Origin of the sequence: Guyparkeria sp. TX1 (assembly GCF_046523965.1) — a bacterium.
Classification (GTDB): Bacteria; Pseudomonadota; Gammaproteobacteria; order Halothiobacillales; family Halothiobacillaceae; genus Guyparkeria.
The window spans coordinates 1,283,574-1,309,496 of record NZ_CP144142.1 but is presented as its reverse complement, the minus strand read 5'-3'; the positions used below and the strand labels follow the sequence as shown (position 1 = coordinate 1,309,496).

The 25,923-nt window shown below is 63.5% G+C and carries 22 protein-coding genes; 7 read left to right on the top strand and 15 right to left on the bottom strand.

From position 1 onward, the window contains the following. Nucleotides 1–8 precede the first annotated feature (8 nt). The 3 genes from VWP12_RS06130 to epmB form a co-directional block, all read right to left on the bottom strand. Nucleotides 9–2,102, bottom strand: coding sequence for an EAL domain-containing protein (locus VWP12_RS06130; protein WP_410473406.1), 2,094 nt, complete (start codon nt 2,100–2,102; stop codon nt 9–11). After that, nucleotides 2,099–3,742: a hypothetical protein gene (locus VWP12_RS06125; RefSeq protein ID WP_410473405.1), complete on the bottom strand. Its 1,644-nt coding sequence runs from the start codon at nt 3,740–3,742 to the stop codon at nt 2,099–2,101. The genes VWP12_RS06130 and VWP12_RS06125 overlap by 4 nt, the downstream gene beginning before the upstream one ends. Before the next feature lie 419 nt (nt 3,743–4,161). Beyond that, nucleotides 4,162–5,094: an EF-P beta-lysylation protein EpmB gene (epmB, locus tag VWP12_RS06120; RefSeq protein ID WP_410473404.1), complete on the bottom strand. Its 933-nt coding sequence runs from the start codon at nt 5,092–5,094 to the stop codon at nt 4,162–4,164. Between the two features lie 32 nt (nt 5,095–5,126). On the opposite strand from epmB, the gene efp reads away from it, so the two are divergent. Together efp and VWP12_RS06110 are read left to right on the top strand one after the other, a co-directional pair. Next, entirely contained in the window at nt 5,127–5,696 is a 570-nt protein-coding gene (gene efp, locus VWP12_RS06115; protein WP_410473403.1) for an elongation factor P, read from the top strand. Nucleotides 5,697–5,707: 11 nt separating this feature from the next. Then, nucleotides 5,708–6,697, top strand: a complete 990-nt coding sequence (locus VWP12_RS06110; protein ID WP_410473402.1) for an EF-P lysine aminoacylase GenX — start codon at nt 5,708–5,710, stop codon at nt 6,695–6,697. A gap of 249 nt (nt 6,698–6,946) precedes the next feature. Here the strand turns inward: VWP12_RS06110 and asd are convergent, their stop codons facing one another. Next, nucleotides 6,947–7,855, bottom strand: coding sequence for an archaetidylserine decarboxylase (gene asd / locus VWP12_RS06105; protein ID WP_410473401.1), 909 nt, complete (start codon nt 7,853–7,855; stop codon nt 6,947–6,949). A gap of 412 nt (nt 7,856–8,267) precedes the next feature. On the opposite strand from asd, the gene prmB reads away from it, so the two are divergent. The 4 genes from prmB (at nt 8,268) to VWP12_RS06085 (ending at nt 13,462) form a co-directional block, all read left to right on the top strand. Further along, nucleotides 8,268–9,248, top strand: a complete 981-nt coding sequence (prmB, locus tag VWP12_RS06100; protein WP_410473400.1) for a 50S ribosomal protein L3 N(5)-glutamine methyltransferase — start codon at nt 8,268–8,270, stop codon at nt 9,246–9,248. Nucleotides 9,249–9,430: 182 nt separating this feature from the next. After that, entirely contained in the window at nt 9,431–10,708 is a 1,278-nt protein-coding gene (locus VWP12_RS06095) for an NAD(P)/FAD-dependent oxidoreductase (RefSeq protein ID WP_410473399.1), read from the top strand. Nucleotides 10,709–11,454: 746 nt separating this feature from the next. Beyond that, on the top strand, nt 11,455–12,669 hold the full coding sequence (locus VWP12_RS06090) for a cupin domain-containing protein (RefSeq protein WP_410473398.1): 1,215 nt from the start codon (nt 11,455–11,457) through the stop codon (nt 12,667–12,669). Nucleotides 12,670–12,679: 10 nt separating this feature from the next. Then, entirely contained in the window at nt 12,680–13,462 is a 783-nt protein-coding gene (locus tag VWP12_RS06085; RefSeq protein WP_410473397.1) for a hypothetical protein, read from the top strand. 40 nt (nt 13,463–13,502) lie between these two features. Here VWP12_RS06085 and pseI read toward each other — a convergent pair whose 3' ends face one another. Genes pseI through pseB form a run of 6 tightly spaced genes read right to left on the bottom strand, consistent with a single transcriptional unit; the run spans nt 13,503 to nt 19,059 of the window. Continuing rightward, the gene (gene pseI, locus VWP12_RS06080; RefSeq protein WP_410473396.1) at nt 13,503–14,564 is read right to left on the bottom strand and encodes a pseudaminic acid synthase; all 1,062 of its coding nucleotides are present in this window, start codon (nt 14,562–14,564) and stop codon (nt 13,503–13,505) included. 2 nt (nt 14,565–14,566) lie between these two features. After that, nucleotides 14,567–15,067, bottom strand: coding sequence for a UDP-4-amino-4,6-dideoxy-N-acetyl-beta-L-altrosamine N-acetyltransferase (gene pseH / locus VWP12_RS06075; RefSeq protein WP_410474950.1), 501 nt, complete (start codon nt 15,065–15,067; stop codon nt 14,567–14,569). Nucleotides 15,068–15,099: 32 nt separating this feature from the next. After that, nucleotides 15,100–16,203, bottom strand: a complete 1,104-nt coding sequence (pseG, locus tag VWP12_RS06070) for a UDP-2,4-diacetamido-2,4,6-trideoxy-beta-L-altropyranose hydrolase (RefSeq protein ID WP_410473395.1) — start codon at nt 16,201–16,203, stop codon at nt 15,100–15,102. After that, nucleotides 16,200–16,904, bottom strand: a complete 705-nt coding sequence (pseF, locus tag VWP12_RS06065; protein WP_410473394.1) for a pseudaminic acid cytidylyltransferase — start codon at nt 16,902–16,904, stop codon at nt 16,200–16,202. The genes pseG and pseF overlap by 4 nt, the downstream gene beginning before the upstream one ends. Next, a complete protein-coding gene (gene pseC / locus VWP12_RS06060; protein WP_410473393.1) occupies nt 16,901–18,061 on the bottom strand; it encodes a UDP-4-amino-4,6-dideoxy-N-acetyl-beta-L-altrosamine transaminase in 1,161 nt (386 codons plus the stop codon). The genes pseF and pseC overlap by 4 nt, the downstream gene beginning before the upstream one ends. Then, entirely contained in the window at nt 18,058–19,059 is a 1,002-nt protein-coding gene (pseB, locus tag VWP12_RS06055; protein WP_136866591.1) for a UDP-N-acetylglucosamine 4,6-dehydratase (inverting), read from the bottom strand. The genes pseC and pseB overlap by 4 nt, the downstream gene beginning before the upstream one ends. A 135-nt stretch (nt 19,060–19,194) precedes the next feature. On the opposite strand from pseB, the gene VWP12_RS06050 reads away from it, so the two are divergent. After that, nucleotides 19,195–21,792, top strand: coding sequence for a 6-hydroxymethylpterin diphosphokinase MptE-like protein (locus tag VWP12_RS06050; RefSeq protein WP_410473392.1), 2,598 nt, complete (start codon nt 19,195–19,197; stop codon nt 21,790–21,792). A 72-nt stretch (nt 21,793–21,864) separates the two neighbouring features. On the opposite strand, the gene VWP12_RS06045 is transcribed toward VWP12_RS06050, so the two are convergent. The 5 genes from VWP12_RS06045 to VWP12_RS06025 all read right to left on the bottom strand — a co-directional run bounded on the left by VWP12_RS06045 (nt 21,865) and on the right by VWP12_RS06025 (nt 25,721). Further along, nucleotides 21,865–22,218: a hypothetical protein gene (locus VWP12_RS06045; RefSeq protein WP_410473391.1), complete on the bottom strand. Its 354-nt coding sequence runs from the start codon at nt 22,216–22,218 to the stop codon at nt 21,865–21,867. An 84-nt stretch (nt 22,219–22,302) separates the two neighbouring features. Beyond that, nucleotides 22,303–22,707 carry a flagellar export chaperone FliS gene (gene fliS / locus VWP12_RS06040; protein ID WP_410473390.1) on the bottom strand — a complete coding sequence of 135 codons (405 nt, stop codon included), beginning with the start codon at nt 22,705–22,707 and terminating at the stop codon, nt 22,303–22,305. A gap of 139 nt (nt 22,708–22,846) precedes the next feature. Further along, nucleotides 22,847–24,235 carry a flagellar filament capping protein FliD gene (gene fliD / locus VWP12_RS06035; RefSeq protein WP_410473389.1) on the bottom strand — a complete coding sequence of 463 codons (1,389 nt, stop codon included), beginning with the start codon at nt 24,233–24,235 and terminating at the stop codon, nt 22,847–22,849. A gap of 14 nt (nt 24,236–24,249) precedes the next feature. Next, nucleotides 24,250–24,714, bottom strand: coding sequence for a flagellar protein FlaG (locus VWP12_RS06030; protein ID WP_410473388.1), 465 nt, complete (start codon nt 24,712–24,714; stop codon nt 24,250–24,252). Between the two features lie 155 nt (nt 24,715–24,869). After that, entirely contained in the window at nt 24,870–25,721 is an 852-nt protein-coding gene (locus tag VWP12_RS06025) for a flagellin (protein ID WP_410473387.1), read from the bottom strand. Between the last annotated feature and the right edge of the window lie 202 nt (nt 25,722–25,923).

Sequence of the window (25,923 nt, the reverse complement as noted above, 5' to 3'; positions counted from 1 at the left end):
ACCGCGAATCAGAACTGCGCGAAATCGAACTCGAGGCTTTCCTGCGGGGCCTGGATGAAGTCGCCCTGAACGAAATCCACGCCCATCGGCCAGAGGATCTGCAGGCTGGCCGCATTCTCGACGTTGGGCACGATCACCGCCATCTCCTCGTCCTTGGCGTGCTTGACCACCTCGCCAACCCGTTCCTGGTTGGCGCTCTCCTGGGCGAAATTCTCCAACAGCGGCCGGGCGATCTTGATGGTCGAGACCGGCAGGTGATCGAGGATGCGGAAACCGTCGTCGCCGGACCCGAAGCCGTCGAGGATCAGCTCGCCGCCCAGCGGCTGCAGGGCCTGCTGCATGTCTGCCAGGTGGCGCAGGGCGTGACCGGCCTTGTCGACCGACACCTGGATGGCGAGCAAGGTGTCCGGCAGCCGGGTCATCTGCAACCGCTGGGTGAGCCACTTGGTGAACTCGGGATCGTGGAGCGAGGCGTCGCTGATGCGGATGTAGAGCTTGGGCTTCTCACCGTTCTTCACGCCGTTGTGGATCTGCTTGACCGCCGAGAGCACCACCCAGCGGTCGATCGACTGGATCAGCTCGCCACGTTCGGCCTGCGAGAGGAACTCGGCCGGCGAAATGAGGCTGCCGTCCTCGTCGAGCATCCGCACGAACACCTCGTAGCGACTGATCTCGCGATCCCCGGTCAGCGAGACGATCGGCTGGAACACCAGCGAGAAGCGGCTCTCGCGCAGGGCCGTCTTGATCTTGCGCGCCCAAGCCTCGTCCTGCTCGCGTTCCGAGGCGGTCTTGAGATCAGGCTCGTACAGACGTGCCTGGTACTTGCCTTCCTGGGCGGCGCGGTTGGATGAACGCTCCACCCGGTCGACCAGTTCGGAGGCGTTCGGCGGGGAGTTCTCGTCGAGCACCAGGTAGCCCGCCGAGGTCGAGACGGTCACCGAGGTCGTGCCCTGGGTATAGACGTAGTCGCGTGCGAGCTCGTTGAGCGCCTCGGCCAGTTCGGCGGTGCGGTGGCGGTCGAGCCTTCCGAGCAGGATCAGGAAGGAGAATGCGCCATGGCGCGCGACCAGACCCTGCCCACCGACCCGCTCCTCGACCTTCTTGCCGAATTCGGTCAGCAGGTTGTCCATGCCGGTGGTACCGACATGACGCTTGATCTCGTCGTGGTTGAGGATCTCGAGCAGCAGCAATGCCCCGGTCTCCTCCTCGTCACCGTTGACGATCTCGGCGCGGCGCGCCTCGATCTGCTCGAACAGGTAGTTGCGGTTGTACAAGCCGGTGAGCAGGTCGCGTCGCGCGAAGTACTCGAGTTGCTCGGAGATGTCCGCGACGTCCTCCTTCACCTGGGTGGCGAAGATCTGCAGGCAGGGCTCGCCATCGAAGGAGGCGGCCGTGCTGTGGATCCGTACCTCGATCTCGTGACCGCCGTTGGTCTTGAGGGTGAAGGTCTCCTCGGCGTCCTCGGTCTTGAGAAAGGCCTTCAGGCGTTGGGCCGAATCGCCGGCGGCCAGGTCGAGAATCGGCTCCTCGCGCAACTCCTCGATATCGGCAAAGCCCAGCAGGTCGAGATAGGTCTGGTTGGCGTAGATGTGCAGTCCGTCCTGCAGGTAGGCGACCGCCTCGGACGAGCCGTCGATCAGCTTCTGACAGCGCAACTCGGACTTCGCCAGCTGGGCGGCCTTGCGCTCGCGATCCTGGTAGAGCAACGCGAAGGCCACGGCGCGCATCAGCAGCGGTTCGACCAGCGACTCGTGGCTGATCACCGAGAACGCCCCGGCCTCGAGAAATGCCTCGGTCTCCTCGATCCCGCCGATGTCGTCATAGACGACCACCGGCACGCCGGCCAGCACCGGCTCACGGGCAGCCAGTTCGCGCATCGCGGTCAGCATCTCGAGGGCATTCGCGCCGTACTCGATGTAGATGATGTCGACCGGGGTACGGGTGATTTCGTGGCGCGCGGCATCGAAATCGGCGGCATTGTGCACCGAGGCCTGCAGGCCGGCATTGCGCAACTCCCCGCGCAGGGCAATCGAGTCGTTGACCGAGCCGATGATGTGCAGGATGGAAAACGGCGTGTTTTCGACGGTTTCGACTGGCGTCACGAATTGCCTCCCTTGTCAGGGCTTGTCTCCATCACGACCAGATGGGAACCCACCATCACGATACGCTCCAGGTTGATGTGCGTGTCCTCGCCCTGCTCGCGGATCACGGTCACGCGGCGTCCGCGATCGGCGAGATCCGGCGGCAGGATCAGTTGATCGATCCGGTCGCCGTCGATGCGCGCGAGCACCGGCCAGGTTCCGGCCGTATTCGGTCTCTCCTCGGCCGGATGGGCGAAATAGGCCATCCAGTCACCCGGCAGGCGCTCGACGCCCATGTCGATCGTGCGATTGTCTTCATCGAGGTGACGCACCCAGCGGATGACGCCTACCCCGATCACGGCCGCCAGGCCGCCGACTTCCTCGTCCGGATCGCGCTCGATCAGGATCAGCTCGTCAACCGCCGCCCGGCTGTTGTCGGCCAGTCGCCAGTGCAGCCGCAACCCCCGCTCGGAGAGGTTGACCACGTCCCAGGTCGCCGGCTCGTTGAGCCGCGGCGTCGCCGGGCGGCCTTCGGCATCCGGCATGGCCTCCCAGTCGACATCATCGCGACTGCCCGAATCGATCTCGAGCTTGAAATCGTGAATGCTCGGCCCGTCCTTGACCTGGCCATGCACCGGCCGCTCGAGGCCCTCCCAGTCCAGCCCAGAAAAGGTCAGGTGCTGCGAGGCGCGCAGACTGTAGAGCATGTCATCGAGCAGCCGGTGATGCACGCTGTGAAAACCGATGGTAATCAACGATCGCTCGCCAATCTTCCGATCGAAGTGATCGTGGCGGCGCGCCTCGCGCGAACTCAGGAAAAACTGCAGCCGGCGCAGGAAGCCTCGCAGGGCCACCCGACACTCGGCATCGAGCCCTTCGATGGTCTCGCGTCGATACAGCGCATCCACCCCGACGTACACCGCACCGTCCGGGTTGGCCCTCCCCCCGCTGATGGCGATGTGCGGCGCCAGTCGACCGGTCATGTCGACGAAGCGCGCCGACCCCGTCGGCCGCTCGGCGGTAATCTCCACCGCCCGCCCCACTTCGCGCAGGCAGGGATAGAGCACCGCCATCTCCTCGACGGTCAGCGCATAGGGATTGACCATCCCCAGGAGCAACACCGCCACGTAGACGTCGCGCACCGCGCTCCAGGCCTCGGGTTGTGACCCCTCGAGGTCCCGACAGGCCGCCCGGGCGAACTGGTGCAGGTCGACGTACAGCGGCTGCGGCACGCCCACGTAGAGCTGATAGCAATCGAGGATCAGGCGCGCGGCCCACTCGACCCGCTGGCGATGAGCTGTCGCCCGCGCCTGACCGGCATCAACGCTCTGCGCCAAGCCCAACCGCAGGTTGGCCAGCGATTGGGCCGCTCGATACAAGGTGAACAATGCCGAGAGCTGCTCACGCGCCCGGGCCGAAATCGGCAGCGGGCTCTGTCTCAAGCTGCGGCGCAAGGCCTTCGCCGTGCGCTCGACCTGTGGCTCGAGCCGGGCAATCAGGCCACTCAGGGCCTCGTCACTGATCTCTTCCAGATCCGTCCGACCGAGAAAGCCGGCCAGCAGACTGGCCGCCTCGGTCGGAGAGACGATCGCGACCCGCTCGAGCAGGGTCTCGAGATCATCCACGGCAGGTGATTGGGGTGGCTGAGATAAATCGGCCATCGACGAACTCCTTGTCTCGTCCCAAGGGAAGGTCTTCACGAATACCCAAGGCCTCTGGCTTACCGGCTTGTTCACCATCAAGGCGCCGATTCGAAGGCGGACCCAACGCTATCCCGCGGGCCCGGCGAGAATCGGTAACGCCGAGGGCGGGTAGCCGGCAAGTCCCGTAGGGCGGGCCGGCAGGCGCCCATCTGTGGTGTTGCAGCGCTTGCAAATGGCGATGGCCATTGGGCGGCGCGCTGCGCCTTGCACCTGGACGCCTGCCGGCCCGCAGAGGCGTTGGGTATTCGTGCAGACCTTCCCTAACGGGACATTGCCTCCATGCGTCCCGCCAACACGGGATCGAACGCCGATCATACTGTATTCAATGCCACCGCTCGAATCCACATCCGGCGCGCCATCGGCACGACCGCCATCGCTCAGCTGATCGGCGTCTTGCTGGGCTCACCCGCCTGCTCGACCACGAACCGCGGCACGAGATAACCGGGCAGACGGGCACGCAAGGCCTCGATCCGCTCCCGACCCACCTCGGCATCCACCGCAAAGTGGGCGGCACCGGCGACCGGGTCGAGCTGGTGCAGGTAGTACGGCAGCACCCCCTGGGCGAACAGTGCCTCGGACAGCTCGGCGAGCACGTCGCTGTCGTTGTTCACCCCCTCGAGCAGCACCGCCTGGTTGAGCAGGGTGACCCCGGCCTCGCGCAGCCGGCCGAATGCCGCGGCACTCTGCGGCCCCAGTTCCCCCGGGTGATTGACGTGCGCGACCAGCACCACCTGGCCGGGAAAGCCCGCCAGCATTTGGCATAACGACTCGTCGATCCGCTCGGGCGAGACCGTGGGGATGCGGCTGTGGATACGCAGACGGCGCAGGTGGGGCAAGGCGGCGAGCCGTTCGATCACGGTCGCCAGACGCCGAGAGCTGAGCACCAGCGGATCGCCGCCGGAGAGAATCACCTCGGTCATCTCCGGGTCGGCGGCGAGATAATCCAGCGCCTGCTCGAGCGCATCCTCGTCGAGTCGCTGATCGCCGTAGGGGAAATGGCGCCGAAAGCAGTAGCGACAATGCACGGCACAGGCCCCGGTCAACACCAGCAGGGCCCGGCCGCGATACTTGTGCAGCACGCCGGGCACGGCATTGGCGGCGAGATCACCGACCGGATCGGCATCGAAACCAGGCACCTCGAGCGCCTCGCGCGGATCGACTCGAAACTGGCGCGCGACCGGATCGTCCGGGTCGGCGGAGTCGATCTGCGACTCGACCAGCGGCGTGGTCAGCTCGACGAAATCGGCGTCTTGACGAGGCCGCGCGGCGGGCTGGGACGATGACGGGTTATCGGGTATGATCGCGGCCATTTCCAACGACTTCGATTAACTTGCAGGTTCCCATGGCTAGTTACAGCACCAACGAATTCCGCGCCGGCCTCAAGGTCATGCTCGACGGCGATCCGGCCAACATCGTCGAGAACGAGTTCGTCAAGCCCGGCAAGGGCCAGGCGTTCAACCGGACCAAGCTCAAGAACCTCAAGACCGGCAAGACCATCGAGCGCACCTTCAAGTCGGGCGACTCCCTCGAGGCAGCCGACATCCATGAGCAGGAAATGCAGTATCTCTTCTCCGACGGCGAGGAGTGGCACTTTATGGACCCCGAGTCCTTCGAGCAAATCATGGCGACCAAGGATGCCGTGGGCGACTCGGCCCAGTGGCTCAAGGAACAGGACATGTGCCAGGTCACCCTGTTCAATGGCGTGCCGATCCAGGTGCTGCCGCCCAACCACGTCGAGCTTGCAGTGGTCGAGACCGATCCGGGCCTGCGCGGCGACACCGCCACCGGCGGCACCAAGCCGGCCAAGCTCGAGACCGGCGCTGTGGTCAAGGTGCCGCTATTCATCGAGGAAGGCGAGGTGCTGCGCTGCGACACCCGCACCGGCGAATACCTCTCGCGCGTCAAGAACTGATCCGCCGCGACGTGACTGCCCCGGAGCAGAAGGCATGGCGCCCCGGCGCCAGTCTCGACACGCTCCGCCAGCGCGCGCAACTCAAGCGACTGCTGCGCGACTCACTGGATGCACGTGACTGGCTGGAGATCGACGCCCCCGTCCTGATTGACAGCCCCGATTTCGAACCCAACATCGCCCTCTTCCGAGCGATTCTCCCCGACGGCACCCCGGCCGGTTCCCTGCACAGCTCGCCCGAGCTGACGATGAAGCGCCTGCTCGCCGCCTATCCTGAGCTTTCCGGAGCGTACTACCTCGGGCCGGTATTCCGTGCCAATGAGGCCGGTCGGCGGCACAACCCCGAGTTCACTATGCTCGAGTGGTATGACAACGGCGCCACGCTCGAGCCGGCGATCACGACCACGCTCGAGCTGATCCAGTCGGCAAGAAAGGCCCTTGGGCAGTCGCCGGCACCGATTGAACACCGAGACTACGGCGCGCTCTTTCGCCGCTACTGCGCGCTCGACCCCTACCACGCCGATAGCGACACCCTGGCTCAGGCCGCCGGGCATCACGGCATCGATGTCGCCGACCCGGCCGACATGGCCCGCGACGACTGGCTGGACCTGCTAATGAGCCTGGTGATCGAACCGCGGCTCGACCCGGCGGCCCTCACCGTGGTGACCGGCTACCCGGCCAGCCAGGCGGCGATGGCGCGCCTCGAGACGGGATCGTTCGAGGGACAGGAGATCACCACCGCGGCCCGTTTCGAGATCTACGGCGGCGGGCTGGAACTGGCCAACGGCTACCACGAACTCACCGATCCGGCGGAACAGGCACGCCGCCTGGGGGTGAGCGACACTCGGCCGCCCTCGCCCAGCCAGCAACGCTTTCTCGCCGCCCTGGCCCACGGCCTGCCCGAGTGCAGCGGCGTGGCCATGGGCGTGGACCGGCTATTGATGTGGCTGACGGGCGCCGAGGACATCGACGCCGCGCTGCCGTTCTCCGCGCGGCGGGTTTAGGGGTTCTTTAACGCCTCGCGGGTTGCAAAAACACGGGCGGCTGCGATTACTGGATTCCCGCTTTCGCGGGAATGACGAGGCATTCTTTACGATCTGGGCCTGCTGCTCGTTGCCCTACAATCGTAATCGTGGGCACCAAAACCGTCATTCCCGCGAAAGCGGGAATCCAGGAAACCACGGCACGACTCCCGAACGAGCCGCTAAACTGATTAAAGCCAGCCGCACCACGACGAGATATCGAGACGATCTCTAGCCCTCAGCCTTCACCTCGTCAGCAGACTCACCCACCTGCAACCGCTGCCCCAGCTTGATCGGCATCTCCGCCTGCCAGGCAGTATCGAACTCGACGCCCTTGGCGGTCAGCAGGATGACCGTCGAGCCCATGTTGAAGCGCCCCATTTCGGCACCACGTTCGAGGCGAATCGACAGCCCGGTGTCGCCGCCATAGCTCCAGCGACCGATCTGGCGCTGCGGCGAGGGCGTGACCAGCCCGGCCCAGACGGTCTCGATGGCCGAGACGTTGATCGCCCCGACCAGCACCATCGCCATGGGCCCGTCGTCGGTGTCGAACAGGCAGACCAGGCGCTCATTGCGGGCAAACAGGCGCGGCACCTCGGCCACCGTCCCGGTCGATACCGAGAACAGCCGCCCCGGCACGTGGATCATTTCGCGCAACGTGCCAGTCACCGGCATGTGGATGCGGTGGTAGTCCGAGGGCGAGAGGTAGAGCGTGGCGAACGAGCCGTCCTTGAAGGGCTCGGCCAACGACTTGTCACCGCCCAGCAGCTCGGTGGCGGTATAGGCCCGGCCCTTGGCCTGGAAGATATTGCCCGACTGAATGTGACCGATCTGGCTGATCCGTCCGTCGACCGGGCTGATCCACTCGTGCGCTTCGCCCTCGATCGGCCGGACGCCTTCGGCCAGCGACCGGGTGAAGAAGGCATTGAAGGTCGGGTAATCGGCCGGGTCGGTCTTGGCCGCCTCGCCGAGGTTCACCCCGAATGCCTTGACGAAGCGCTGGATCAGCCATTCCGTCCAGGGCGCGCGCCAACGCGTCACCCGGAACACCAGCCCGGAGATCAGGTGGTGTGGCAGGACGTACTGGATGCGCGCCCACAGGCGCGATTGCCATTTCACATTGTTGCTTGGGCTTGTCATATCGCCTCGTGGTGGCCTGGGTGATCGCCTTGGGTGAGGGCCGGGGAGTCTCCCGGCATCGGTCGGTGTAAAGGAACCACTGCACGAATCGATGGTGTCTCTGCCGGACCGCCCAAAGTCCAGATGCAAGGCGTGGCGCGCAGTGAATGGCCGTCGCCATTCACAAGCGCGGCAACGCCGCAGATGGGCCCTTGGCAGCCCGCCCTGGCGGGGCTAGCGGGATTGCACGCACTCGCCGTTACCGGCCCTCGACGGGCAGCGAGCCCGCCTTCGGTCCGGCGCCTCGATTGCGAACAAACCCGCGAGCCAGAGGCCCCATCGATTCGCGCAGAGGTTCCTAAGGGTACTATTGTGCCAGACCACCAGTTACTCAATACGCCTTTCCCAATACCACTTCCCGATGAGCCACCGCATGAGCCACGTCCACGACCCGTCCGATGCCGCCCCCGGAACCCGACCCGAAACGCTGGGCAACCACGACCACCTCGAGACCATCCTCGATTTCGTCCGCTGGGCCGCCAGCCGCATGGACGAGCACGGCGTGTTCCTCGGCCACGGCACCCACAGCTACCTGGACGAGGCCGCCTGGCTGGTGCTCGAGGGCCTGCGGCTGCCGCCGGATTTGGGGCATGACTGGTGGCGGGCGCGCCTGACCAGCGAGGAGCGCAGCACCCTGGTCGAGCTGATCCGCCGGCGCTGCCTCGACCACACACCCACCGCCTATCTGCTCAATCGGGCGTGGTTCCTGGGACAGCCCTACTACGTCGACGAGCGCGTGCTGATCCCGCGTTCGCCCTTCGGCGATCTGATCCGCGACGACTTCAAGGGACTGCTGGCCCGCAGCCCCACGCCGCAGCGACTGCTCGATATCGGCACCGGCTCGGGCTGCATCGCCATCGCCCTGGCCGAGCATTTCCCGCAAGCCGACGTGGTCGGCAGTGACATCGATTTCGGCGCCCTGGCGGTCGCTTCGCACAACATCGCCGACTATCAGCTCGCCGATCGCGTCGAGCTGATCCAGTCCGACGGCTTCGATCAACTCCTGGATGCCGACGACAAGCCGCTGGTCTTCGACCTCATCGTCAGCAACCCGCCCTACGTCGATCCCGACGAGGCCGAGGACCTGCCCGACGAATACCACCACGAACCGGCCGGCGCCCTGTTCGCCCCCGACCAGGGCCTGGCACTGGTCGAACGCCTGCTCGACCAGGCCGCCGACCACCTTTCCCCGGGCGGCTGGATCTTCATCGAGATGGGCAACGGTCGGCACTGGTTCGACCAGCGCTGGCCCGGACACCACGGACTTTGGGTGGAACTCTCACCGGCGCCGTCGTCGATCGTCGCCTTCAAGCACGAACAGCTCGGCCAGTGGCGCGGCGAGGAAACCACCTGATTATTGAATACTAATATTCGACTCGACCGAAAAATCCAAGACAAACCATGACGTTGTGCTCCCACGATAGGCGCAAATTGCAATCCTTGTAGACCAACCCTTGTTTTTCCCGGGCCACGGGGGAACAATCGGAACAACGGTATCGATCGCAAAACGATCGTCACGAACAGGGAGAGCACGTCATGGCACACATCGTCATTCTGGGCGCCGGCATCGGTGGCCTGCCCGCCGCCTACGAAGCCCGCGAGGCACTCGGCGACGAGCATCGCATCACGGTGATCAACGCCGAACCCTACTTCCAGTTCGTGCCGTCGAACCCCTGGGTGGCGGTCGGCTGGCGCAACCGTGACGACATCACCTTCCCGATCGCGCCCTATCTCGAACGCAAACACATCGGCTTCATCGCCCAATCGGTCGAGCGCATCGATGCCGAGGGAAACCGCCTGGAGCTGGCCGACGGCGAGACGGTGGATTACGACTACCTGATCATTACCACCGGCGCGAAGCTGATGTTCGACGAGGTCGAGGGCGCCGGCCCGCACGGCGGGCATACCGAGTCGGTCTGCACCATCGATCATGCCGAGCAGGCCTACGATGACTTCAAGCGGCTGGTCGAGAACCCGGGGCCGGTGATCGTCGGCGCCATGCCCGGTGCGAGTTGCTACGGCCCGGCCTACGAATACGCCTTCATCCTCGACTCGGCGTTGCGCAAGAAGAAACTGCGCCACAAGGTGCCGATCACCTTCGTCACCGCCGAACCCTACATCGGCCACCTGGGGCTGGGCGGCGTGGGTGATTCCAAGGGCATGCTCGAATCGGAGATGCGCTCCCACGACATCAAGTGGATCACCAACGCCCGCACCATGCGGGTCGAGGAGGACACCATGCATGTCGAGGAGCTCGACGAGGATGGAGAGATCAAGCAGACCCACGCCCTGCCGTTCAATCACTCGATGATGCTGCCTGCCTTCCGCGGCGTCGATTGCGTGGCGAACGTGGAGGGACTGTGCAACCCGCGCGGCTTCGTGCAGGTCGACGATTACCAGCGCAACCCCAAGTACAAGAACATCTTCGCTGCCGGCGTTGCCATCGCCATCCCGCCGATCGAGAAGACCCCGGTTCCCACCGGTGCGCCCAAGACCGGCTACATGATCGAGTCGATGGTCACGGCCATCGTGCACAACATCAAAGCCGAGCTCACCGGCGAGGGCGAACCGAACTCCAAGGGCTCCTGGCAGGCCATCTGCCTGGCCGACTTCGGTGACCGAGGCGCGGCCTTCATCGCCCTGCCCCAGATCCCGCCGCGAAACGTCAACTGGTTCGCCGCCGGTCGCTGGGTACACCTGGCCAAGATCGCCTTCGAGAAATACTTCATCCGCAAGATGAAGAAGGGCACATCCGAGCCGCTGTACGAGAAATACATCATGCGGGCGATCGGGCTGAACCGGCTGGAGAAGTAAAGTAACGCCACGACAAGGGGCCGATGCAAAACTATTAACGGCGCGCCTCCGGGTGCGCCGTTTTTCGTACCGTGGCCGAACCGGCCTGACTATCTCGCGCCTTGCTTTGCCACCGGAACCACCGGATCCGTCATTTCCGCGAAAGCGGGAACCCACAACCAAGTTGTCGGCACATTTCACAGGCTCAACGCCCCTCCCCCCTTAGGCTTAACAACCATCCACCAGCCGAATGGCTTCGATCACTAGATTCCCGGTTCCGCGGGAATGACGAGTTGGTAGCCATATCCAGTTTCAAGGCTAAGAAAGTGAGTCACCAGTTTCCGCAATAACGGGCGCGAAGCCATTAATGGCGGGCACTCGTGTATGCCGTTTTTCGTGCTGCGGTAGAAATGATCACAGAACCTCGCCCCCATGCGCCACCGATACCACCGGATACGTCATTCCCGCGAAGCCTGTCCCCGCGAAAGCGGGGAGCGGGAATCCACAGCCACGTTGTCGGCAAGACTCACCGGCCCAACGCCCGCAGCCCCTTTCGAATGGCAGCCATCCATGAGCCCCATGGCTCCCATCACCCATGGTTCCGATCGCTGGATTCCCGCTTCCGCGGGAATGACGGGTGTTTGGTCATATTCACGGGAATAACGAGCCTTCGGGCTGCCTTCCGAGCATCGGCCGGAAGGCACTCTCCCCCACCCCGCCATATCCGTTAGACTTGATCCCACTTACCCAACTGCAGGGATACGGCCATGACCGGTTCGACGAATGCCTCCATCGACCACGTCCTCGGCGAACTCTCCGTCGAGACGTTCCTGCGCGATTACTGGCAGAAAAAGCCGGTGCTGATCCGCGGCGCCTTCCCCGACTTCGAGACGCCGATCTCTCCGGAGGAACTGGCCGGGCTGGCCTGCGAGGCGGATGCGCCGTCGCGCCTGATCCTGGAGCACGGCGACGAGCGTGACTGGCAACTCAAGATGGGCCCGTTCACCGAGGACGACTTCCGCGCCCTGCCGGACGACGGCTATTCCCTGCTGGTCACCGACTGCGAGAAGCTGGTGCCCGAGCTGATGGAGGTCGTCGAGCGGTTTCGCTTCGTGCCCGACTGGCGCATCGACGACCTGATGATCTCCTACGCCCCGCCGGGCGGCTCGGTGGGCGCGCATATCGACGACTACGACGTGTTCCTGCTTCAGGCCCACGGCCGTCGCCGCTGGCAGATCGAGAACCCGCCGGTGCACACCGCCTACCGCGAAGGGCTGGACGTACGGATCCTGACCGACTTCACCCCGACGGACGAATGGGTGCTCGAGCCGGGCGACATGCTCTATCTGCCGCCCGGCATCCCCCATCACGGCGTCGCGCTCGACGACTGCATGACCTGGTCGATCGGTTTCCGCGCCCCCACGCAGGCCGATCTCGTCGGCGGCGTCTGCGATCGGTTGGCCACCCTGGCCGCCGAAGAGCGCTACCGCGATCCGGATCTTGCCGTGAACGAAAACCCCGGCGAACTCGAACCGGCCACGCGCCAGCGACTGCGCGAGTGGGTGCTCGAGGCGATGACGGCCGATGCCAACCAGCTCGATCGCCTGATCGCCGAGACGCTGACCGAGCGCCCGGTCGACCACGCCGACCTCTACCCGCGCTACCACGAGGAGGAGATCGTCGGCATCCTCGACCACCTGCACGAGATCAGTGAGCTGCAGCGCACCCCGGCCTCGCGCTGGCTGCTGCTCGAACCCGTGGCCGATTCCGGGGGCGACGACCCGGGCCACCTGTGCATCGACGGGCAGAGCCACCAGCTAGACGCCGAATCGCTGCCGCTCGCCCGCCTGCTGACTCAACACGTCCACGTCCCGGGCGAGGCACTCGCCGAGCGTGCCAGCAACGCCAGCGCGCGCATCCTGCTGGAAAAGATACTCACCGCGGGGCAACTGCTGATCCCCGACGAAGACGAACAAGACTGAGGAGAGATCGATGTCGCAACCGTTTGCCACCGAATGGGGCCTGATCGGCGCCGGCGAGATCGGCGGTGTGCTGGCCCACGGCTTGTTGAAGACCGGCCACCCGGTCTTTCCCATCGGCCGTGATACCAACATCCAGGCCGCGTTGTCCGCCCGTCCCTTCCTCGACGGGTCGCTGGTCGCCGTCGGCGAGAAAGATCTCGATTCAGTGCTCGAGCAGATCCCCGGCGCGTGGTACGACCGCCTGGTGCTGATCCAGAACGAACTGCTGCCCGACGACTGGCGCAAGCACGGCATCGAGACGCCCACCGTCGCCTCGATCTGGTTCGAGAAGAAACCCGGCAAGCCGGTCAAGCCGCTGATCTCCTCGCCGGTCCACGGCCCCAGGGCCGACGCCCTGGTCGCGGCCATGCAATCCCTCGACATCCCCGCGCACCACGTGGACGACGCCGATGCCATGCTCGAGGAACTCGTGATCAAGAACGTCTACATCCTGACCACCAACATCGCCGGCCTCGAGACCGGCGGCGACGTCGAGGAGCTGTGGACCAACCACCAGCAACTGGCCCGCGACATTGCGGCGGACGTCATTGCCCTGCAGGAGGCCAAGGTAGGCAAGACCTTTGATCACCAACACCTGATCAACGGAATGGTGAAAGGCTTCGACGGCGATCCAAGGCACCAGTGCATGGGCCGGTCGGCGCCGCAGCGGATGGAGCGGGCGCTGTCGCAAGCCAGAGACCTGAATGTGGCCATGCCGCACATTGCCGACGTGGCAGCAAGACAAACCGACTGAGTCGCTACAACTCGCCGACCGGGGAACCGTCGAACCGGAATTACTCTGGCCCACCGCCTTCCAGTACCGACCAGTCCAACGGTGTGGCCCGCTGCACGTCGCGGGACACCCGGCAGCCAATCACCTCGTGGAGGTACTTAGGGGCCAGACCGAATCCCGGCCGCACGCTTGCTACGGCATTGGCTGATACCGTATCCCCGGCACGCAGGTCCTTTGTGAAGTAAAGCGACCGACGGAACTGCGCGTTGCCCTGCTCGCTGGACTTCCTGCCATAGTCGATTTCTCCCAATGCTTCCCACGCGATCCGGGCATCCCGACACAGGGCGTTGAGCTCGGCAGGCTCCAAGGAGAAGCTGTCATCCGGACCACCGCCGTTCCTGTCCAGGGTGAAATGCTTTTCGATGATCGAGGCACCAAGTGCGACGCTGGTAATGGCGGTGGTATTGGCGATGGTGTGATCGGACAGGCCAGTGACCAGACCGAAACGCTCGATCATGTCGGGGATGGTGCGCAGATTGTAGTCTCCCGGCGGGGCGGGATATCCGCTCACGCAGTGCAAGATGGCGAGCTGCTCGCAGCCCGCGCTACGGGCGGCATCGATCGCCTCCCGGATTTCCTCTGCATCGGCCATGCCCGTGGAAATGATCATCGGCTTGCCGGTGCGCGCGACGTACTCGATCAGCGGCAGATCAACGGCCTCGAACGAGGCGATCTTGTAGGCCGGCGCACCGAGATCCTCCAGCAGGTCGACCGCTGTGGCGTCGAATGGCGAACTGAAAATGGTAATCCCGAGCTTGCGAGCGTGCTCGAACAGTGGCTGGTGCCACTCCCAGGGCATGTGGGCCTCTTCGTACAGCTCGTAGAGGGTGCGTCCGTCCCACAGACCTCCCTCGATGCGAAAGTCGGCACTGTCGCTATCGAGCGTGATGGTATCCGGGCGGTAGGTCTGCAACTTGATCGCATCGACCCCGGCCGCCTTGGCCTCGTCGATGATCCGGAGGGCGGTGTCGAGGCGACCGTTGTGGTTCGCCGAGAGCTCGGCGATGACATAGGGCGGTTCGTCCACCGCAATGCGGCGACCGGCGATTTCAATACTTGGCATTCTCATCGGACCTCAGATCCTGATTCCCGTAACCATTCCGCTGCCAGCAACCCGAAACCGATCACATCGTGATAGCGGCTGCCGTCGAAATGGTGATCACGCAGCCGGGCCTCCTGCCGGAAGCCGAGGCGTTCGTGAAAGCGAACCGAGCGCTCATTGTAGGCCAGCGCCTCGCCACAGAGCTTGTGCAGCTTCAAGTCACCAAACACGTAAGCCAACGTCTGTTCTCCGAGCCGGCTACCGCTCCCCCGGGGAGCGTCCGGCGCCAAGTAGAAACCCCATTCCGCCCGCCGGGCGACCTCGTCCACGATCGTCACGTTGACGAACCCGCCGGGCTGCCCCTCTCGTTCGAAGACCAGCAGGTGCTTGCTCGGGTCGGCATGGGCACGCTCGAACCACGCCTGGTGCTCGTCCCGGCCGATGACATGCTGGGTGTACATGTATCGACGGACCTCGGGGTGATTCCTCCACGCGAGGACCCGATCCAGATCCCCGGCATGCATGGGCCTCAGGCTGCAAACCGATTCGTTCGACATCACGCCTCCTGATTCAGCTGCTGACACACTCTTCCCGCCCCCTCGCCGTCGGTAATCGAGGCACTGGCCCGGGACATGGCGCGCAGCGTGCCCGGCTGGGTCCATGCGCTCCAGCGCTCGGAAAGCTCCATCAACGCGCCTGCATCGTCCAGACAGATGCAGGCACCGGCCGCGGCCAATGCCGCGGCGATACGCCGCTGATTTTCGGCCAGCACCACCATCACGGCCGGCAGGCCAAGACAACAACGCTCCCAGGAGGTGCTGCCCGCCGCACCGATGGCCAGGTCCGCCTCGACCATCCGCTGCGCTATGTCGGGGATGTCGACCATCACCCGTGTCGGCCGCTGCATGGCGGTAGCCTGATCCCGAACCTGTCGTAACCACGGGGCGTTACCGCCCATCACCACGTCGATCTGTAAATCAGGCGGCAGGGGCGCGGCGCGAAGCGCGTCGAGTACCTTGCCGGTGGCGTTGTCCTTGTCCATGCCGCCCATGCTGACCAGCAGCCGCTCCAGACGCGGCGACTGCCGGCGCTGCAGGCTTTCCTCGCGCAGACGGGCAAACTCCGGGCGCAGCAGCGCATAGCGCGGCCCGATCAGGGGCCGGCAACGCTCGGGCACGAGAGCGGCATAATCATCCGCTTGGCGGCCCAGGTTCTGATCGAGCAGCACATCAGCCTCGTGAGAGCGGTCGGCCAGGTCGTCCAGTACCATCAGCCGACTGCCCTGTGGGACCACCAACGCCTCCCAACGAGCGTCGAGCGCATAGTGGTCAACCACCACCCAGCGCGGATGGAGCCGACGGAGGATGTTGGCGGTTTGTTCGGCATCGATACCCCACGGGACGCCCAGCCACATGGCATGGGCAGGTTCTAGTGTCACGTCTTGCTCACGCGTCTCGTCGGGAACCGGCAAGACATGCACCGGAAAATCACGTGATCGGATGGACTCGACCAGGTGGCCGGGATGTTCCCGACAGATGAAGTGGCACTCCCGCCCCTGATCGCGGAGTGCGTCAGCCAGCGTGAGGCAGCGCATCACGTGTCCGGTACCGATCTGCACCGAGGCATCGGTGCGAAAGACGATGGCCTCCCGATCGGTCATCGCCCCTCGCCCGACTCGGCCTGCATCGCGTTGAACAGCCATTCAGCCCGGCGCCAGTCCTCGGGGGTATCGATGTCCTGCACGCGCTCCCGCGGCAGGACGACCGGGACGGCATCGGCTGTCATGATCGCCCTGTTAGCGAGCCACGCCTCGCTTCGCCCCCAGTAGAACTGACCGGCGTCGTGCCAGGCCTCCACGAGGTCCTGAGAACGGGCCGTGGCATATTCGGGCTGGAACATGGCGACTCGACCGGCGTCGGTAATCCGCAGGGCGCGCTGGATGGGGAAAGCGTAACTGGTCACGGAAAAGGCGTAATCGCCACCCGACTGTTCCAGGGCCTCCTGCCCCCGTCGCAGATCGGTCGCACGGACAAAGGGAGCCGTGGCATAAAGGCAGCAGACCGCATCGGGTGCCGAGCCGTTTTCCTGCAGCCATTCGACCGCGTGAGCGACCACCGGAACAGTGCCGGTGTAGTCGTCGGCCAAGGCTTGTGGACGCCGGAACGGCACCTCCGCCCCAAGGCGCTCGGCCATCGCCGTGATCTCGTCATCGTCGGTGGAAACAATCACCCGATCGAAACAGCCGCTGGACAGCGCCGCCTCGATCGACCAGGCAATCATCGGCCTGCCGCAGAACGGTCGGATGTTCTTGCGCGGGATGCGCTTGCTGCCGCCGCGCGCGGGAATGACGGCCACTCTCATGCAGCGAGCGCCTCCTTGAGCGCAGCGACCACCTGGTCCTGCTGCGTCTCGGTCATGGTCGGGAACAGCGGCAGACTGATCGCTTCGGCGTAATAACGCTCGGCTTGCGGGAAATCGCCCAGCTCGAAGCCGAACTGCCGATACCACGGCTGTAGGTGGATCGGGATGTAGTGCAGGTTGACGCCGACGCCCTGCTCCCGCAGCGAGTCGAACACCGCCCGATGACCAAATTCGGTGCGGTCGAGCTCCAAACGGATGACGTACAGGTGCCGACCCGAATAACCGTCCGGGTGCTGCCATGGCGTGATCACCGGCAGGCCGGCAAGCAGGCGGTCGTAGCGTTCGGCCAGCTCGTGACGACGGGCCACGTACGCATCCAGCCGCTTCATCTGCGACAGTCCCAATGCGGCCTGCATTTCGGTCATGCGGTAGTTGAAGCCCAGCTCGACCTGCTGGTAGTACCAGGGGCCGTCCGGCGGGTGCGTCATGCGATCCGGATCCCGGGTCACGCCGTGGTTGCGCAGCAGGGCCATGCGCTCGGCAAGCGCCTCGTCGTTGGTGACGGCCATGCCGCCCTCGCCGGTGGTGACGATCTTGACCGGATGGAAACTGAACACACTGACATCGCTGTAACGACCGTTGCCGATCGGTTCTTCACGGTACCGGCCGCCGATGGCATGCGAGGCATCCTCGATGATGCGGAAACCGTACTGCCGGGACAGCTCGTGAATTGCCGCCATGTCGCATGGCTGGCCGCTGAGGTGCACGGCCACCAGCACCTTCGGCAGGCACCCCTCACGCTCGGCGGCCTCGAGCTTGACCGCCAGCGCTTGCGGAGAGAGGTTGTGGGTGGCCGGGTCGATGTCGACGAAGTCGACCTGCGCCCCGCAATAGAGACCGCAGTTGGCCGAGGCCACGAAGGTCACGGGCGTGGTCCACAGCCAGTCGCCCTCGCCCAGCCCGAGCGCCAGGCAGGCGACATGCAACGCTGAGGTGGCGCTGTTGACCGCCACCCCGTAACGGGCGTCCACCCGCCGGGCCACCGCCTCTTCGAAGCGCGGCACCACCGGCCCCTGAGTGAGAAAATCCGAGTGGAGCACCTCCACGACCGCGTCGACGTCCTCCTGGCGGATGTCCTGACGGCCGTAGGGGATCACACGCCCGCCCTCTCGTTGAAGGCGAGAATCTCGTCCTCGTCGAGAAAGTGATCGTTGCTGCCCGAGTTGTACTCGAAGCCGATCTCGACCGGGCGGCCGGTCTCGCCTACCGCATTGGTTTCGAAGTCGTTGTTACGCCCGGTGAAGGTGATCGTCGGCCGAATGACGAAGTGGTCGTCGAACTCCAGGGTCAGGTGCGAGTCGTCCGCCGGGCACATGATCTCGTGGAGCTTCTCTCCGGGGCGAATGCCCACGATTCGCTGCGGCAGGTCGGGTGCCAACGCGCGAGCCAGGTCGGTGATGCGCACCGACGGCAGCTTGGGGACGTAGATCTCCCCACCGTGCATGCGGCGGAATGCATCGATGACCAGATCGACACCCTCCTGCAGCGTGATCCAGAAGCGGGTCATGTCCTCGTGCGTGATCGGCAGGTGATCGGCACCCTCGGCGATCAGGCGACGGAAGAACGGCACCACCGAACCGCGCGAGCCCACGACATTGCCGTACCGGACCACCGAGAAGCGCGTCGGGTGGCCGCCGGCCATGTTGTTCGCGGCGACGAACAGCTTGTCCGAGGCCAGCTTGGTCGCTCCGTAGAGGTTGATCGGGTTTGCCGCCTTGTCGGTCGACAGGGCGACCACCCGGCGAACATCGTTCTGCAGGGCAGCCTGGATCACGTTCTCCGCGCCGTGCACGTTGGTCTTGATGCACTCGGTCGGGTTGTACTCGGCCGCCGGTACCTGCTTGAGGGCGGCTGCATGGATGACGTAGTCCACCCCCTGCATCGCCTGCTGCAAGCGCTCGCGATCGCGCACGTCGCCGAGGAAGAAACGCATGCGCGAGTCGGTAAAGCGCTGCTGCATCTCGAACTGCTTGAGCTCGTCCCGCGAATAGACGATCACTCGACGCGGACTGTGCTGCTCCAGCAGCGTGGAGACCATGAGCTGGCCGAAGGATCCGGTGCCCCCGGTGATCAGAATCGATTTATCCTCAAACATCGCTCGTCGTGTTCCTTAAGTGTTCCCTTGCCCAACGGCGGGTTATGTATCCTTGACCTCGGACCGGACCGCGGACATGGCCCGTCCCGGCCGGCGTCCGACCGCACTGAACGATCAGCACAGGGACAACCATACATGACGACCGCCGAACGCTCGTCGACAACAACTCCCGACTACCGGGACAGCCTGAAGTCTTCCCGTGAATGGCTCCAGACGCAGCAGGGCGACTGGATATTGCCATCCATCAATGCGCGGCACTTCGGTACGCAGCAAGATGCCGCGCCGGAGGCCGCTTGCTCGGAAAGCAAGAGCCGTGCCCAGACGGTTCTTGCCGAGCACTTCGGCGATCGGCTGCACCAGGAAGATCGGCTGTACATCATCATCGGTAGTGATTCCGGCCAGCTGCTGCGCTACATACGCGAACATGCCCCGATGCCGCGGGGCAGCCGCTGGCTCGTCATCGAGCCCGAGGACATCCTCCAGACGCTGCGGCAAAACCCAGCCATCAGCGCACTCTGTGACGATTTCGTCCAGCTGGTGAGTTTCGACGAATGGCAGGAGCAAGCCGCCCTGCTGCAGCTGCCTGCCTATTTCAGAATCGATGGAGTGATACTGGAACGCTCGCTTGGCGCGCTCGACGGCACCGACCCACAATACGTCGAGCTCACAGCCCACTTCGATGCACACCTGACGGCCGAGCGTTTTCGCACAACAGCCCAACTCAACGTGGCGCCGTTCATTGAGCCCCACATCCTCTCAGCACCCAATTTCCAAGGTGGCATCGACTCCTTTGAGAAGCTCTTCGTCGGACGACGGGCGGTCATTATCGCTGGCGGCCCGTCACTTGACAGCCAAATCGAGTGGCTCCTCAAAAACCGAGACGCCCTATTCTTGATCGCGGTTTCGCGAGTGAGCGCGCGGCTACTCGAGGCAGACATCAACCCGGACCTCGTGGTCACCGTTGACCCATTCCCGATAAGTCTGACAGTCAGTCGTCAAATGTTTGACTTCTCCGACCGCACGATCCTTGTGACCAGCAGCCATCCATACCCAGCCATAGTCAATCGCTGGCCTCACAGCCTTTTTTGCGTTGGCCCGATCGTCCCGTGGGCGGACGACTCGATCAACACCGGGCGGTCGATCTCGATGAGCGGCCCGACAGTGACTCACATGGCAGCTCAGCTCGCCGTCTTCATGGGATTCAGCGAGTTGATCTTTTGTGGCCTCGATCTGTGCCACGCACCAGACGGACAGACACATGCCAGCGGCAGCAGTGAGGCGGCCGCCGGCCCGCTGATGGACTTCAGCGCTGTGCCAGTAACGACCAACTCCGGAGAGGCCACCTGGACCACTCCAGACTACTATGCCGGCATTCGAGCAATGGCCGAAATAGCCCAGCAAGCCACCACCGTGGACTTCATAAATCCAAGTCCAAATGCAGCGGTCATCAAAGACGTCAATCATCAACCGCTCGACACCATCGCAATTCCCGAGCAGGCCTTCGACCGGAAACCGCTAGATCAGATACGTGAGGGCGTGACAAAAGAGGCTCGTAAGGCGACGCTCCAGGCTCTTAACCACAGCCTGTCCAATATCCGCGATGAATTGCAAAAGGTTGGCAATCTCGCGCAACTAGGTCTGGAATCCAATCAGGCATATTTCAATTTGATCCACCCCGGCCGTCAGAAGCGCCACAAGCGCCGCATGCAGGCCATCGACCGGCTGTTCAAAGGACGCTTTAAAAGGGCGGCACACTTGGCCCAACGGGCTGCGACTCGGGCCATCATGCGGACCGATCTACCGCACGATTTCTTTGCACTCGACCGACAGCAAGCAGAGGAACTAGCCAGTCGCTATTACGACGCCATTCGCGAAGAGGCGCGACGCCTGATCGTCCCATTGGAGCTGGCCCAAAAACGGGTAATTACCCGGGAACTCGAACTATCCGACTTAGCGAATGCAGAGGAAATAGCACAACGCTACATGGAACATGGCGAACCGGAGCGCGTCAGGTGGCTGGAATGCCGTCACGATGGCGCAGATACCCCGGCCATGAGAGAAGCCCGAACCGCCTATGACGACCGCATCGAACGCCTGCTAGAGAAAGACCGGAAGCGAAACCAACAGAAGCGCTCCCCACGCGTCTCGCTGAGGCAGATTGAACGTCACTTCTCAACCAACAACTTGGAGGCCCTCGGTTCTCTCGCACAGGCGTTGGAACACCATCGAGAGAGCGACGTCGCCCGTCCTTACGCCGGTTATGCAAGAGGGCTTGCGGCAGAACTTAGCCAAGATCTGCTCACCGCTGCAGACATGCATGCCATCGCACTCGAGTGGGCCGATCCGGAACACGATGCGGTGCTAATCGAACACACGCTGCTGCGCCTTACACATATCAACATCGAAGCACACAGACCAACTGATGCTTTAGCGACCTTACAGACCGCTGCAAGCATCAATCCCACCCACTGGCGAATGGCCGCGCGGCTAGCACTACTGGAGAATGACGCGGAAGCCGGCATTACCGCCCTGACCCGCCACCTTGAGCAGTTCCCTGGTGATGTCAAACGCATCAAACAGATGGTACGGCTGTTCGTGGCACTAGAGATCCCGGACGGTATCCCGTTCTGCGAGCAATACCTGAACTACTGCGCCCCGGCGGCCCGAGACGAGCTTGAGGCTTTTCTTCAGGAAGCGCGGCTAGCCTTCGACACCCCTGCGGCCCCAACCTAATACGAAAAGGGCCGCCATCCTCGATGGACGGCGGCCCTTTCTGTGTTCTGAACAGCATGGTGTCTCTGCAGATCAGGATGCCTGATTCTTCAGATAGGCATCCGAGGCCCGATGTCGGGATAGGCGCAATTCCGCCTCACCGTTCAATTGGCGGCGCGTACGTTCGACAAGCCCGAAAAAACGCTCGAACCGATTGAGCCAGTCCGATTTGAGTGCCACCAGCCTAGGGTCCCCGAGCTGCTGACGCGACTCCGCTTCGACCACGAGCTCCGCGATCTGCGCCTCAGCCTGATCGAGGCCCTCGGCCATCTCGCTCAGAGTCTCGTCCTGATCACCCGCCTCGATCCTCGACGCGATCTGGTCGAGGGAGTCCCCCAACCCGTCGAGCTCCTCGATGGATGATTCAATCGACAATGCGTTTGCCATCAGTTGCCTTCCTCCGGTCGGCGTGGACCCCAACGTCAACCCGCGCCCGGCGGAGGTCAACCCCGACTAGTCGGCACGATCCTTTCAGCTCGCCTGGGCCATCTGGGACACTTCTGGCTCGATGGCATCCCAGGCTTCCTTGATCTCGCGGATCAGCGATGAAACCTCGTCGAAGCCCGCGGCATCACGCTGCGCGCTCGCATCAAGCAGACGACGCTGGCAGTAATCGTACAACTCGCCCAGACGCTCGGCGAGTTCCGGGCTTTGCTCCGGGTTCAAGCCATCCTTCAGTCCACCAAGGATGTTGTGCGCCTTGGTCACGTTGATGCCCTTCTGTTCGAAGTTACCCGCGAGCATGGCCACCTTGGCCTGAGCCACCCGCGTAAGAAAGCCCTCGTACAGCATCCCGATCAGACCGTGCGGCGATGCCGACTCGACCTTCGCCTCAAGGTCGATGGACTGGTACTGCGCATAGGGATTCGCTCGCATGGTTGTCTCCTGAAATCTCTTTTATCTGGCTTGTCGCACTGAGCGAGAGAAGCGTTGATCCACGTTCTTCGCTCTACTCAAGTTGATCGGCCAGTCGAGTAAAAACTTGAGGCCATCATTCCCCGGATTTTCTCAGGATTCAGGAGCCCACATCGATGCCAATCCGGCTCAGATAGCTCGCGGAGGACTGAATGTTCTGCACGATTTTGTCCATGGCGGTGAACTGCTTGGTCAGGCTTTCCTGGTAATTCTCCATCCGCCGATCCAGCGCCGCCCGCTGGTCATCGATGCGGTCGATCGAGCGGTTCAAGCTGTCCGTGCGGTTGTCGAAGATACCGTCGAAGCTCAGGTACGGCTTGAGCAGCTCGTCCACCTGCTGCGACACGCCGTCGGCCGGGTCCGCAAGAAAGTCTTTCACGGCCTGACTGTCATTGTTGAGGGCGTTCTCGGCCACCGACTCGTCCAGGGTCATCTTACCCTCGGAATCGATCTGGATGCCGATTTTGGACAGGTTGTCGATAGTGCCCGTGCCGATATTGCCCCCCAGCAGCGAGCGTAGACCGCGATTGATGCCATTCGCGGTCGCATCGCCCTGCAGCACGCCGCCCTGCTCGGTCTCCGCATTGTAGGCGGTCAGGTTCCGATAGGTGCTGTTCAGGGAGTTGTACTTCTCGACGAAGCCATTCAACGCCTCGAGCACCGGGCCATTATCGCCCTCGACGGCCACTTCCACCTTGGTGCCGGGCTGGGCTTGGTTGAGGTTCAGGGTCATGCCCTCGATTACCCCGTCCACCTGGTTGGTGGAGCTGGTGACCGACAGCCCGTCGATCGTCACCTGAGCATCCTGCGCAGCGGTAAGCTCGGTCAGGTTGGCCGATGCCAGCCGCGAGAGACCGGCGGCATCGGTGTTGTTGCCGTCGTCATCGGTCGCCGTCACGGTCACCGCATTGGCCGTACCCGTCTCCCGCGCGGAGAACACCAGCCGAGCCTCGGTGCCGCCGGCACCGTCGTCGACATTCAGGATCGAGGCCTGCACCGAGTCATTGCCACTCGCGCCGTTGATCTTGTCGCGAATGGTGGCCAGAGAGTCGCCTGCCGCCACGGCCACGCTGAACGAGCTGCTGCTGGTATCGAATGTCAGCTGCCCCGAACCCACCGTTGCGGTCGAATCGACAAAGCCGGCCGAGGCCTGCTTCTGCGCCGTCGCAAGCTGCCCTACCTCGACCTGGTATTTCCCCAGCGCCGTTCCCGGCGAGGCCGTGGCCGTCAGGATGTCCTCGTTGCCGGACGTCACCGCGCGGGAGCGGAAGGTGTCCAGACTGCGCAGATCGAAGGCAGCGGAGCTCAGCTCGGAGGCTGCACTCTTCAGCTTCGACAGCCCCGACAGCGTGGCCTCATAGGACGCCTCGCGGCTGGCGAGCAAATTGCGTCGAGGAGCACCCTCTGCCTGAACGAGCTGGCTGACGATGCCCTGGATGTCCAGGCCACTACCAACGCCGGAAATGGAAAGACCGCTGGAACTTGCCATGGTCGCACCTCAAATCAAGAAATGTCTGACAGCAGGCTGCCTGCCGGCAGAACGTCCGAAAGATTCAACTCGCTGAACTCGCGAAGACGTTCACGCATCGCGATGATCTCTTCGGGAGGGATTTCCCGGATCACCTGCTTGTTGGACGGGTCAACCACCTTGACCACCACGTCCCCCAGTTTGTCATTGACGGAAAAGTCGAGTGCCCTGGGACCGGGCTTCAACTTCTCCTGGATGGCCTCGATGGCTTCTCTTAACTTGTCTCTTTCCCCATCTGCCTGGGCATCGGCGCCTTTAGAGCGCGCAACCTCGACAGGTGACGGGGCGGACGAGGGCTTCGGCGGCAGCTCCGCTGGAGCGGCCGTCGGAACCTTCGACTCCATCAGGGTCGATTTTCCCCTTTCTGAAGACAAAAAGGCATCCGGTCCGCTCATCGCGGACGGGATGCCCGTCATGGAAATCTGGTTGATCGAACTCATGGGTTCGTCCTCAAGCATCAAGCGGCTACAGCATACACAAACTCAAATTTTTACGACTTGGGTTCAAGTGTGTGACTGGCGGGGTCCATCCCAACCGCTCTAATGATGAGCCGGGATACTCAGATCACCGGCTCATCTAATTCCCTTTGGGGATGTTAGCCCAGGAGACCAAGCACCGACTGCGGCGCCTGGTTGGCCTGAGTCAGGACCGAAGTGCCGGCCTGTTGCAGGATCTGGGCCTTGGACAGATTGGCGGTCTCCTTGGCGAAGTCCGCGTCTTGGATCCGCGAGCGGGCAGCCGACTCATTGACAATAAAGTTGTTCAGGTTGTCGATGGTCACCTCGAAGCGGTTCTGCACCGCACCCAGTTTCGCCCGCGTGGTGTCCACCGTGGTGATTTGGGTGTCAAGGTTGTCGATGGCGCTCATGATGTTTGTAAACGTGGCACCGCTCCCGATGCTAACAGCATCGGCTAGGACACTACCGATCCCTGAGCCCAAGCCTCCGAGACTCCCGATAGCGAAGCTGATCTGGTTATCGGCAGTAGTGTTTGCCCCAACCTGGAACTTTGCCCCACTCTGAAGTGAACCTGCCAAGATCTTCTGGCCATTGAACTCGGTGTTGTTGATGATCCGACCGAGCTCATCCTTCAACTGCTGGAATTCGGTGTTGAGATTTTCCCGATCACTGCTGCTGTTGGTAGCGTTGGCTGCTTGAACTGCGAGGTCACGCATGCGTTGCATGGTGTCGGTCAACGCGCCCATCGCGCCTTCGGCGGTCTGTGCCATGGAGATACCGTCGTTGGCGTTGCGAGCCGCCACTTCGGAGCCGCGGATCTGAGTGGTCAATCGGTTGGTGATCGCCAGGCCGGCCGCGTCGTCCTTGGCGCTGTTGATACGCAGGCCGGTGGACAGACGCTCCAGGGAAGTCTGCAGCTGGTTGTTGGTGTCGCGCAGTGCGTTCTGACCCTGCAGCGAGAAGATGTTGGTGTTAATGACACTTGCCATGATGATAACCCCTTACGACGTTGCGTAAATTCCGGCCCTTGGCCTTTGTTGGACAAGACGCCTTTCAGGTCGCCTTGCTGAGCTTATCGGCTGAGTTGCGAGAAACTTTAGCCTCGATTTTCATCCGATCTTCGCTGGATGCCTTTTCGGCTTTTCTCGGGCTTCGGGCCGGTTGGTCTCGACTCCCGGATCTGGCATCCGT

Excerpts from the sequence above, each read along its gene's own strand:
- VWP12_RS06125 (WP_410473405.1), bottom strand. The coding sequence starts at position 3,742 with ATGGCCGATTTATCTCAGCCACCCCAATCACCTGCCGTGGATGATCTC.
- epmB (WP_410473404.1), bottom strand. The coding sequence starts at position 5,094 with ATGGCCGCGATCATACCCGATAACCCGTCATCGTCCCAGCCCGCCGCG.
- efp (WP_410473403.1), top strand. The coding sequence starts at position 5,127 with ATGGCTAGTTACAGCACCAACGAATTCCGCGCCGGCCTCAAGGTCATG.
- asd (WP_410473401.1), bottom strand. The coding sequence starts at position 7,855 with ATGACAAGCCCAAGCAACAATGTGAAATGGCAATCGCGCCTGTGGGCG.
- prmB (WP_410473400.1), top strand. The coding sequence starts at position 8,268 with ATGAGCCACGTCCACGACCCGTCCGATGCCGCCCCCGGAACCCGACCC.
- VWP12_RS06095 (WP_410473399.1), top strand. The coding sequence starts at position 9,431 with ATGGCACACATCGTCATTCTGGGCGCCGGCATCGGTGGCCTGCCCGCC.
- VWP12_RS06090 (WP_410473398.1), top strand. The coding sequence starts at position 11,455 with ATGACCGGTTCGACGAATGCCTCCATCGACCACGTCCTCGGCGAACTC.
- VWP12_RS06085 (WP_410473397.1), top strand. The coding sequence starts at position 12,680 with ATGTCGCAACCGTTTGCCACCGAATGGGGCCTGATCGGCGCCGGCGAG.
- pseI (WP_410473396.1), bottom strand. The coding sequence starts at position 14,564 with ATGCCAAGTATTGAAATCGCCGGTCGCCGCATTGCGGTGGACGAACCG.
- pseH (WP_410474950.1), bottom strand. The coding sequence starts at position 15,067 with ATGCATGCCGGGGATCTGGATCGGGTCCTCGCGTGGAGGAATCACCCC.
- pseG (WP_410473395.1), bottom strand. The coding sequence starts at position 16,203 with ATGACCGATCGGGAGGCCATCGTCTTTCGCACCGATGCCTCGGTGCAG.
- pseF (WP_410473394.1), bottom strand. The coding sequence starts at position 16,904 with ATGAGAGTGGCCGTCATTCCCGCGCGCGGCGGCAGCAAGCGCATCCCG.
- pseB (WP_136866591.1), bottom strand. The coding sequence starts at position 19,059 with ATGTTTGAGGATAAATCGATTCTGATCACCGGGGGCACCGGATCCTTC.
- VWP12_RS06050 (WP_410473392.1), top strand. The coding sequence starts at position 19,195 with ATGACGACCGCCGAACGCTCGTCGACAACAACTCCCGACTACCGGGAC.
- VWP12_RS06045 (WP_410473391.1), bottom strand. The coding sequence starts at position 22,218 with ATGGCAAACGCATTGTCGATTGAATCATCCATCGAGGAGCTCGACGGG.
- fliS (WP_410473390.1), bottom strand. The coding sequence starts at position 22,707 with ATGCGAGCGAATCCCTATGCGCAGTACCAGTCCATCGACCTTGAGGCG.
- fliD (WP_410473389.1), bottom strand. The coding sequence starts at position 24,235 with ATGGCAAGTTCCAGCGGTCTTTCCATTTCCGGCGTTGGTAGTGGCCTG.
- VWP12_RS06030 (WP_410473388.1), bottom strand. The coding sequence starts at position 24,714 with ATGAGTTCGATCAACCAGATTTCCATGACGGGCATCCCGTCCGCGATG.
- VWP12_RS06025 (WP_410473387.1), bottom strand. The coding sequence starts at position 25,721 with ATGGCAAGTGTCATTAACACCAACATCTTCTCGCTGCAGGGTCAGAAC.